This window comes from Streptomyces incanus (assembly GCF_042656345.1).
In the GTDB taxonomy this organism is placed as follows: Bacteria; Actinomycetota; Actinomycetes; order Streptomycetales; family Streptomycetaceae; genus Streptomyces; species Streptomyces incanus.
In genome coordinates this window covers 15,080-24,785 of sequence record NZ_JBHSPC010000050.1, presented here as the reverse complement: position 1 = coordinate 24,785, position 9,706 = coordinate 15,080, and the positions used below count along the sequence as shown (strand labels likewise).

Sequence of the window (9,706 nt, the reverse complement as noted above, 5' to 3'; positions counted from 1 at the left end):
CCGAGGTCAGCCGCAATGCCCGAACCCGCTTGTGCAGCTGCCCCAGAGAATGCCGTTGTCGACATATTCGATGCCACCGGTGCACTTCACGCACTTATTGGCGGCGTACGCACAGACGGGACCGGCGCAATAGCTGTAATCACCCTGTCACGCTTCCAGCCACCGCCCTCGACGAGAATTCCGGCTTCAGCGGTCGAACCGAATCCGACGTAACCGTTGATGTACATCGTCACTACACAGTTGTAGCCGTTCGAGGCGTTGTAAAGCAGCGAAACCCGGCCAGCAGGATCGTTGGTGCTCTTGATCGAATCCCACAGTGCGGGACTCGAGAACCTTGCACCCTGCACCACAAGCCGCTTCGGGCGTCGAAGCCGCGGCCGGCGCCGCGCCAACGAGACCCATGGCACCGGTCGGCTCCACCGCCATGCCGATCGAATAAAAACGCCTGCGCCCTTTCGATCCCCTCCCACTCAGAGCGATTTCGCCGCCGCAAAACAGCACCGGAAGAGAAGATGATCAACGCGGATTACCCTATTCCTCTTCCCGGTCGAAGCGGACTGGAATAAACCCGCCTACGCCGCGCGAAGAATCAACCGGTATTCACCCGCCGGCGAGCGCACGCCCTCCAGCGGCCCGCATCGCCGCGAGCGGAACCGGTGAGCGCCCCGTCATCTGCTCGACCTGGAGCACCGCCTGGTGCAGCAGCAGGTCGAGGCCGCCGACGACGGCACCGCCGTACGCCGACCAGCGGGCCGCGAGAGCAGTCGGCCAGGGATCGTAGAGCACGTCGAAGAGGGCCGCGGGGTGCTCCGGGACGGCGTGGGCGAGGCCGTCGGTGACGCCCGCCGGGGTCGTGGTGACCACCAGCGGGGCGTGCAGGGCCTGTTCGGCGTCGTCCCAGTCGGCGATGCGCACCGTCACGTCCAGCCGCTCGGCCCACTCCCGCATCTCGGCGCCGCGCGCGGCGCTGCGCACGTGGACGACGATCTCCCCGGCGCAGATCCGCGACAGCGCGGCGAGCGCGGACGACGCGGTGGCGCCGGCGCCGAGGATCGCGGCGGTTTCCACCTTCTCGATGCCGTGCTCGCGCAGGGCGGCGACCATACCCGGGATGTCGGTGTTGTCGCCGGTCCTCCGGCCGTCCTCGGCGAAGACCACGGTGTTCACCGCGTCCACGGAGCCCGCCGTCCCGCTGATCTCGTCGAGCAGCGGGATGACCGCCCGCTTGAGCGGCATGGTCAACGACAGCCCGGCCCACTCGGGGCCGAGCTTTTCGAGGAAGCCGGGCAACGCCGCCTCGTCGACGTCGAACCGGTCGTACGTCCAGCCCTCCAGCCCCAGCGCCGCGTACGCGGCACGGTGCAGCACCGGGGAGAGGGAGTGGGCGATCGGCGAGCCGAGGACGGCGGCTCGGCGACGGTCAGTTGCCCGAGCTGGCATCGAACTTGTCCTTCAGCTTCAGAAAATCGTCGTGCGTCCTTGCGAACTCGGTCTTGCTCACGCCGTCGGTGGCCACGAAATAGATCCAGCCGTCCTTCGTCGGCTTCAGCGCCGCGGTCAGCGCTTCGTCACCGGGGTTGCCGATGGGACCGGGCGGCAGGCCCTTGCGTGTGTAGGTGTTGTACGGGTCCTTGTTGCTGTTGATCTCGGACTCGCTGATGTGGATATTGCTTTCCTTCTGCAGGTAGTTGTACGTCGAGTCGAACTGCAGCAGTTGGTAGGTCTCGGTGTTGGTGGGCTTGAGGCGGTTGTAGATGACCTCGGACATCTTGCGGAAGTCGTCGTGGGTCTTGCCCTCGGCCTGCACCAGACTCGCGACCGTGACCAGTTCCCACGGCCCGTCGAGACCGAGGCTCTCGGCCTTCTCCGGGAACTGCATCGCCTCGTACTTGTCGGTGGCCCGGCCCACCATCTCCTTCAGTACGTCCGCGGGTTTCGCGCCCTTGCCCACCGCATAGCTGGACGGGTAGAGGAAACCCTCCAGCGGGTCCTTGACGTCCCCGTCGTTCACCGCCCAGTCGGGCAGGCCGAGCTTCTTCCAGTCCTTCTCGGCGACCTTCGCGGTGGTCCCGTTGTCGAGCTTGAGGCGTTGATCGATGAGCTTGTAGATCTCGCCGTTGCGCTTGCCCTCGGGGATGACCAGGTTGCTGCGGCTCTTCGGGCTGAGCATCAGTTCGACCGCGCTCGCAGCCGACATCTCACGCTGGAGCGTGTAAACGCCGTCCTGGATCGTCTTGCCCTGCGGGTTGCCGGACTGAGCCGCGACGAAGGCGTCGACGCTCTTGACCACGCCTTCTTTCTTGAGCACCTGGCCGATGACGTATCCGGTCGAGCCTTTGGGGATCGTGACGGTCACCTGCTCGCCGTTCCCGTCGCCCGCGAAGTCCGGGGCGCTGCCGAAACGATCCTTGACGAACTGCCAACCGACATAGCCCACACCGGCCACACCGCCGCCGAGGACCACCACCACCACGAGGCAGGCGACCCCACTGCGTCGCTTCTTTTCCTTGCCGCCCTTACCGCCCTTACCGCCCCTGCCCCGGCGCTCGCCACGGCCGCCGGGCTCGTCGCCCTCGTCCTCGTCGTCGCCCGAGAAGAAGGCGTGTTCGCCCTGGTCGGGACCCGGGTCCCAGCCGGTCTGCGGCTCCGGTTCCTCGTCCTGCTCCGGCCGCCGTCGGGGCTCGGCGCCGCGCCGGGCCGGGGGTTCCGGCGGCGGATAGGCGTCGGGGGTCGCGTAGGGGTCGGGCTGCTGGGCGCCGTACGCCCCGCCCTGCTCCCCGTACGGGTCCGCGGGGTCGGCCGCCGCGTACGGATCCTGCGGGTGGCCCTGGGCGCCGGTCTGCCAGCCACCCGTGTCGTACTGCTGCTGGTCCGGGTGCTGCTGGTCCGGGTGCTGCTGGTCCCGGTGCTGCTCCGGGTACTGCTCCGGGTACTGCTGGTCCGAGTGCTGCTGCTGGGGGGCGTACTGCTGACCGTAGTGCTGCTCGCCGTACTGCTGCTGGTCGTACTGTTGGTGACCTTGCTGCTGGTCGTACGGCGCGTACTGCTGCTGTCCGTACCCGCCCTGCTGCTCGGCGGTGCCCCAGCCGCCGTACTGCTGCGGCTGTTGCTGCTGCTGCTGCTGCTGCTGCTGCTGCGGATGGTGCTGCGCCTGGCCGTCGTAGGGGAGCTGCTGACCCTGCTGGGTCTGCTGCCCTGTCCATCCGCCGTCCCCGTACAACGGGTCGTCCGGATGCCACGGTTCGGAGCCTTGACCCCGGCCATACTCAGTCATCGATCCCCTAGAGCCGCGAGGCGGCGGTCACGCGGCTGTGGGGGTGGCCGGCGTCCGTTCCGCCTCTCTTTCGCGGCGGCTGTTCGAACGCCACCGCATCGCGCGGAACGTTACCGTACCGCGATCACCTCGCCACTTCGACGCCCTCACCGGGTGCATTGCCTGACACCCGTTCGGATTCAAGGGCCTGCTGGAGGATGATCACGGCGGCGACCTGGTCGATGACGGAGCGTCCCTTCTTCGACTTCACGCCCGAGGCACGCAGCCCCTGGCTCGCCGTCACCGTCGTCATGCGTTCGTCGACGAGGCGCACGGGCACCGGCGCGATCCCGCGGGCCAGTTCCTGCGCGAAACCGCGGACCTTGACCGCGGCGGGGCCCTCGCCCCCCTTGAGGGAGCGAGGAAGGCCGACGACGACCTCGATCGGCTCGTACTCCTCCACGAGCTGACGAAGGCGCCGGTGAGCCGCCGGAACGTCCCGGCCGGGGACGGTCTCCACCGGGGTGGCGAGGATCCCGTCGGGGTCGCACGAGGCGACCCCGATCCGGGCGTCCCCGACGTCGATCGCGAGCCGGCGGCCGCGGCGCATGGCTCGGCCGTCCGAGGGATCGTTCACCGGTCCGCTCACTTGGCCGTGTCCGCCACGAGCCGCTCGACGGCGTCCACGGCGTTGCCGATGGCGGCCGCGTTCTGGCCGCCGCCCTGAGCGACGTCCGGCTTGCCGCCACCGCCGCCGCCGAGGGTCTTGGCGGCCGCGCGGACCAGGTCACCGGCCTTGAGTCCCCGCTCGCGGGCGGCCTCGTTGGTAGCGATGACCGTGAGGGGCTTGCCGTTGACGGTGGTGAACAGGGCCACGACGGCGGCCCGGCCGCCCTGGATCCGGCCGCGCACATCGAGCACCAGTTTGCGCAGGTCGTCGGCGGTGGTGCCGTCCGGGACCTGGCCGGTCACCAGGGCGACGCCGTGGACGTCCCTGGCGGACTCGGCGAGGCCTCCGGCGGCCTGGAGGACCTTCTCGGCGCGGAACTTCTCGATCTCCTTCTCGGCGTCCTTGAGCTTGCCGAGCATGGCGGAGACCTTCTCCGGGAGCTCCTCCGGGCGGCCCTTGATCAGCTCCTGGAGCTGGGCGACGACCGTGTGCTCGCGGGCGAGGAAGTTGTAGGCGTCCACGCCGACCAGGGCCTCGATACGGCGCACACCGGAGCCGATGGAGGATTCGCCGAGCAGCTTCACCAGACCCAGCTGGGCGGTGTTGTGCACGTGGGTGCCGCCGCACAGCTCCTTGGAGAAGTCGCCGATGGTCACCACGCGCACACGCTCACCGTACTTCTCGCCGAACTCGGCGATGGCGCCCTGCTTCTTGGCCTCGTCGATGCCCATGACGTCGGCGCGCACGTCCAGGTCGCGGGCGAGCACCTCGTTGATCTTCTGCTCGACATCGGTCATCACGGCCGTCGGAACGGCGGACGGCGAGCCGAAGTCGAAGCGGAAGCGGCCGGGCTGGTTCTCGGAACCGGCCTGGGCGGCCGTCGGGCCGAGGGCGTCGCGCAGGGCCTGGTGGGTGAGGTGGGTGGCCGAGTGGGCGCGGGCGACGGCCTTGCGGCGGCGCTCGTCGATGGAGGCGTGGGCCTTGGCGCCGAGGGTGACCTCGCCGACCTGGACGACGCCCTTGTGCACGTAGACGCCCGGGACCGGCTTCTGGCAGTCGCGGATCTCGATGACGGCACCGGAGTCGGCCCTGATCCGCCCGGTGTCACCGATCTGGCCGCCGCCCTCGGCGTAGAACGGGGTGCGGTCGAGTACGATCTCCACTTCGTCGCCCTCGGTGGCGGCCGGTGAGGAGACGCCGTCGACCAGGATGCCCACGACGGTGGACTCGCCCTCGGTGTCGCTGTAGCCGGTGAAGTCGGTGGCACCGGCCCGGTCGGCGATCTCGCGGTAGGCACCGAGGTCGGCGTGGCCGGTCTTCTTGGCCTGGGCGTCGGCCTTGGCCCGCTCCCGCTGCTCCTTCATGAGCCGGCGGAAACCGTCCTCGTCCACGGACAGCCCCTGCTCGGCGGCCATCTCCAGGGTGAGGTCGATCGGGAAGCCCCAGGTGTCGTGCAACAGGAAGGCCCGGTCGCCGGAGAGGACCGTGCCACCGGACTGCTTCGTCTCGGTGACGGCGGTGTCGAGGATGTTGGTGCCGGCCTTCAGCGTCTTGAGGAAGGCGTTCTCCTCGGCGACGGCGACCTTCTCGATCCGCTCGCGGTCGGTGACGAGCTCGGGATACTGCTGTCCCATCATGCCGATGACGACGTCGACCAGGTCCTTGACGACCGGGCCGGTGGCGCCGAGGAGGCGCATGTTGCGGATGGCGCGACGCATGATGCGGCGCAGCACGTAGCCGCGGCCCTCGTTGCCCGGGGTGACGCCGTCGCCGATGAGCATGACCGAGGTGCGCATGTGGTCGGTGACCACGCGCAGCGAGACGTCCGAGTCCTGGGCGTCGCCGTAGCGGACCCCGGTCAGGGCGGTGGCCTTGTCGATGACGGCCATGGAGGTGTCGATCTCGTACAGGTTCTGCACGCCCTGCAGAATCATGGCGAGCCGCTCCAGGCCGAGGCCCGTGTCGATGTTCTGGCTCGGCAGGTCCCCGAGGATCTCGAAGTTGTCCTTGCCGATGCCCTCGCCCCGCTCGTACTGCATGAAGACGAGGTTCCAGATCTCCACGTACCGCTCGTCGTTGACGGCGGGGCCGCCCTCGGCGCCGAACTCGGGGCCGCGGTCGTAGTTGATCTCGGAGCAGGGGCCGCAGGGGCCGGGGACGCCCATGGACCAGTAGTTGTCCTTCATGCCCAGGCGCTGGATGCGCTCCTCGGGCACGCCGACGACGTCGCGCCAGATGCGCTCGGCCTCGTCGTCGTCCTTGTAGACGGTGATCCACAGGCGCTCGGGGTCGAGGCCGTAGCCGCCGTTGTCCTGGGAGCTGGTGAGCAGCTCCCAGGCGAGCTTGACGGCGCCTTCCTTGAAGTAGTCGCCGAAGGAGAAGTTGCCGCACATCTGGAAGAACGTGCCGTGCCGGGTGGTCTTGCCGACCTCTTCGATGTCCGGCGTGCGGACGCACTTCTGGACGCTGGTGGCGCGCGCGAAGGGCGGCTTGACCTCGCCCAGGAAGTAGGGCTTGAAGGGCACCATGCCGGCCGGGACGAGGAGCAGAGTCGGGTCGTCCGCGATGAGCGACGCCGAAGGGACGACGGTGTGCCCGCGCTCCTCGAAGAAGCTCAGCCAGCGGCGGCGGATCTCGGCCGACTCCATCAGTGGTCCTCATTCCGGTTGTACGGGTTCGTCAGGTACGCCGAACCCTCGGCGTACCGTGGTTTGCTCTTCGGGCTGTTCCGGTTCTCGATGGCGGCGTACCGGCCGGACACCGGGAGTTCCCGGTCGACGGGGGCGTCGAGGCCGAGGGCGTCGCCCAGTTCGGCCTCGCGCCGGGCCATGTTGTCGCGGACGTCGAGTGCGAAGTCCACCGCCCGGTCCTTGATACGGCCGCCGGCCTCGATCGCCTTGTTCGCCGCGGTCGCGGCGAGGCTCTCGGGCGTCAGCTGCCTCAGCTTCCGGTTGACCTTGGTGGTGGCCCACACACCTGCGGCAACGCCGGTGGTGAACCAGAACGTACGGCGGAACATCGCTGGGTCAGTCCTTCTTTCCCCGGGTGCGCCTCGCCCGCCGCGTGCCCGGGACGGTGCGGCCCACGATCACGGTGCGGCCCGGCGCCTTCGCGGGCTCGGTCCTGGCGGACTCCGTCCTGGCGGGCGCGTCCTCCCTGCGGCCGCTGACGGCCCGGCGCACCCCGTAGCCGAACGCGGCGACCTTGACCAGCGGGCCGCCGAAGGTGGAGGCGACGGTGGTCGACAGGGCGGAGGCGTTGGAGGTGACCTCCTGGACGTCGGAGGCGATCGCGTCGACCCGCTCGATCTGGGTCTGCGCGGAGCGCACCGCGGTGGAGGCGTCGGCCAGCAGCGGGACGGCCTGGTCGGTCACGTCCGCCACGAGCTTGGTGGTCGCCCGGAGCGTCTGGGCCAGCCTCGCCAGTGCGACGGCGAGGAAGGAGACCAGGATCGCCCAGAACACGGCCACCAGGATCCCGGCCACCTCTCCACCGGACACTGTGCGCACCTGCTCCCTGAGAAACGTGTCTGAACATCGAGAGAATCGTGCACCGAGCCTATCGCGCCACCGGCGGGACTCCGTACCGGATTACCGCCCGCCGCGGGCGGAGTCGGGGGAAGTGATTGTACGGACTGAACACGGTTCAGTACGCTCCGTGCCCCATGGGGGACATTGGGTGCGACGGCGCGTCGGCGGACGGCGGCCCGCCGCGGGGCGTGGACGGCAACCTGCCGCTGGAGCCGGACGCGTTCGTGGGCCGTGCGGCGGAACTGGACGAACTGTCCCGGGCCCTTACCGCCTCGCGGCTGGTGACGGTGACCGGGCCCGGCGGGGTCGGCAAGTCACGGCTGGCCGCCCGGGCCGCCGCGCGGTGCGCGCCGCGGGACGGGGTCTGGCGGGTGGAGTTGGCGGCGCTCGGGGATACCGAGTTCGTCGACCACGTGGTGGTGGAGGCGCTGGGCCTGACGGACCACACCACCCGGCTGCCGCGCGAGACGCTGCTGGACCATCTGACGGAGCGCCGACTGCTGCTGGTGCTGGACGGGTTCGAGCACCTGGTGGACGCCTGTGCCGAACTGGTGGCCGATCTGCTGCGCCGGGCACCCGGGCTGCGCGTGCTCGCCGTGGGACGCCGTGCGCTGTCCGTGGCCGGGGAGCGGCTGGTACCGCTGGCTCCGCTCGGCGAGGACGAGGCGGTCCGGCTGCTGGCGGTGCGCGCGGGGCAGCATGCGGTGGGCGCCGGGGACGAGCGGCAGATGCGGGAGCTGTGCCGGCGTCTCGACGGCATCCCGCTCGCGATCGAGCTGGCCGCCGGGCGGCTGGGCGCGCTGTCGCCGGGGCAGGTGCTGGAGCGGCTCGGCGACCGGTTCCGGCTGCTGACCGGCGGCAGCCGGGACGCCCTGCCCCGGCACCGGACGCTGCGGACGGCGATCGGCTGGAGCCATGAACTGTGCACGTCCGAGGAGCGGTTGCTGTGGGCGCGGCTTTCGGTGTTCGCCGGGCACTTCGACCTCGAGGCCGCCGAGTACGTGTGCGGGGGGAACGGTCTGGCCGCCGGGGACGTCCTCGACGTGCTGTCGGCGCTGCTCGCGCAGTCGGTGGCGATCCGCGAGGAGACCCCGGCGGGGGCGCGTTACCGGATGCTGGACACGCTGCGCGCGTACGGCGCCGAGTGGCTGGAGGGCGTCGGCGACGCGGAGCGGCTCGCGCGGCGGCACCGGGACTGGTACGTGGGACTCGCCACCTGGTGCGAGCTGGACTGGTTCTCGCCGCGGCAGCGCGAGATCGCCGCGCGCGTCGAGGCGGATCTGCCGAATCTGCGCCGCGCCCTGGAGGTGGGCCTGACGGACCCGGACGAGGCGCATCTGGGACAGCACCTGGCGGGCTCGCTGTGGTTCTCCTGGGTGGGCTGCGGGCGGCTGGCGGAGGGTCGGCACTGGCTGGAGCAGGCGGTGCGGATCGACTCCGGTCATCAGCAGCCCCGGCTCAAGGCATTGTGGGTGCTCGCTTATGTGGCGATCCTCCAGGGCGACACGGTGCCCGCGCTGGCCGCGCTCCAGGAGTGCCGCCGTCAGGCTGTGCGGGCGGCGAACCCCACGGCGCTGGCGTACGCGGAGCATCGCGCCGGCTGCCTGGCACTGATCACGGACGACGTGCCCCGCGCGGAGGCACTGCTGCGCTCGGCGCTGCAGCGTTACGGCGAGATCGGGGAGCTCAACAGCAATGTGCTGATGGCGCGGATCGAGCTGGCGATGGCCCGCGTCTTCCAGGAAGATCTGTCGGACGCGGTGCGGATGTGCGAGGACGTCCGCCGGGTGTGCGAGGAGCACGGCGAGCGGTGGGCCCGCACCTACGCGCTGTACGTCCTGGCGTACGCGGCCTGGTGCGAGGACGACCTGGCCAGGGCCCGGGAACTGCTCGCCGACTCGCTGGACGGCGCCCACGGCTTCAGCGATCTGCTCGGTTCGGTGCTGGCGCTGGAGCTGCTCGCCCTGGTCACGGTGGCGGAGGGGAAGGCGGCCGAGGCGGCGGTGCTCCAGGGGGCGGCGGACCGGATGTGGCCGTCGGTGGGGCTGCGGCTGTTCGGTTCGGCCCACTACAACACGCCGCACGAGCTGTGCGAGGCGCGGGCCCGGGAACAACTGGGCGACGAACGGTACGAGGAGAGCGTGCGGCTGGGGGCGCGGCTCGGCCGGGACGAGGCGGTCCGCCGGGCGCTGCGCGGGATCGGGGCTGCGGTGGGCGATCCGCCGCCGGGCGGGAGCGTGCGGCAGGCGGCGG

General features: G+C 70.4%; 7 protein-coding genes. 1 reads left to right on the top strand and 6 read right to left on the bottom strand.

From position 1 onward, the window contains the following. Window positions 1–600: 600 nt before the first annotated feature. The 6 genes from ACFP2V_RS18675 to ACFP2V_RS18650 form a co-directional block, all read right to left on the bottom strand. Window positions 601–1,440, bottom strand: coding sequence for a shikimate dehydrogenase (locus ACFP2V_RS18675; protein WP_381213268.1), 840 nt, complete (start codon window positions 1,438–1,440; stop codon window positions 601–603). Beyond that, window positions 1,421–3,274 (bottom strand): endolytic transglycosylase MltG, encoded by a 1,854-nt coding sequence (gene mltG, locus ACFP2V_RS18670; RefSeq protein WP_381213265.1) that lies wholly within the window; start codon window positions 3,272–3,274, stop codon window positions 1,421–1,423. The genes ACFP2V_RS18675 and mltG overlap by 20 nt, the downstream gene beginning before the upstream one ends. A gap of 124 nt (window positions 3,275–3,398) precedes the next feature. Continuing rightward, window positions 3,399–3,863: a Holliday junction resolvase RuvX gene (ruvX, locus tag ACFP2V_RS18665; RefSeq protein ID WP_381213501.1), complete on the bottom strand. Its 465-nt coding sequence runs from the start codon at window positions 3,861–3,863 to the stop codon at window positions 3,399–3,401. 35 nt (window positions 3,864–3,898) lie between these two features. Further along, on the bottom strand, window positions 3,899–6,571 hold the full coding sequence (alaS, locus tag ACFP2V_RS18660) for an alanine--tRNA ligase (protein WP_381213262.1): 2,673 nt from the start codon (window positions 6,569–6,571) through the stop codon (window positions 3,899–3,901). After that, window positions 6,571–6,942: a hypothetical protein gene (locus tag ACFP2V_RS18655; protein WP_381213259.1), complete on the bottom strand. Its 372-nt coding sequence runs from the start codon at window positions 6,940–6,942 to the stop codon at window positions 6,571–6,573. Before ACFP2V_RS18655 ends, alaS begins: the two co-directional genes overlap by 1 nt. 7 nt (window positions 6,943–6,949) lie before the next feature. Then, the gene (locus ACFP2V_RS18650) at window positions 6,950–7,423 is read right to left on the bottom strand and encodes a DUF948 domain-containing protein (RefSeq protein WP_381213256.1); all 474 of its coding nucleotides are present in this window, start codon (window positions 7,421–7,423) and stop codon (window positions 6,950–6,952) included. Window positions 7,424–7,587: 164 nt separating this feature from the next. On the opposite strand from ACFP2V_RS18650, the gene ACFP2V_RS18645 reads away from it, so the two are divergent. Then, on the top strand, window positions 7,588–9,706 hold a 2,119-nt coding region (locus tag ACFP2V_RS18645), incomplete at its 3' end, for an ATP-binding protein (protein ID WP_381213253.1).

What these genes read in the sequence shown, in the direction of transcription:
- ACFP2V_RS18675 (WP_381213268.1), bottom strand. Translation starts at nt 1,440, where the DNA reads ATGCCAGCTCGGGCAACTGACCGTCGCCGAGCCGCCGTCCTCGGCTCG.
- mltG (WP_381213265.1), bottom strand. Translation starts at nt 3,274, where the DNA reads ATGACTGAGTATGGCCGGGGTCAAGGCTCCGAACCGTGGCATCCGGAC.
- ruvX (WP_381213501.1), bottom strand. Translation starts at nt 3,863, where the DNA reads ATGCGCCGCGGCCGCCGGCTCGCGATCGACGTCGGGGACGCCCGGATC.
- alaS (WP_381213262.1), bottom strand. Translation starts at nt 6,571, where the DNA reads ATGGAGTCGGCCGAGATCCGCCGCCGCTGGCTGAGCTTCTTCGAGGAG.
- ACFP2V_RS18655 (WP_381213259.1), bottom strand. Translation starts at nt 6,942, where the DNA reads ATGTTCCGCCGTACGTTCTGGTTCACCACCGGCGTTGCCGCAGGTGTG.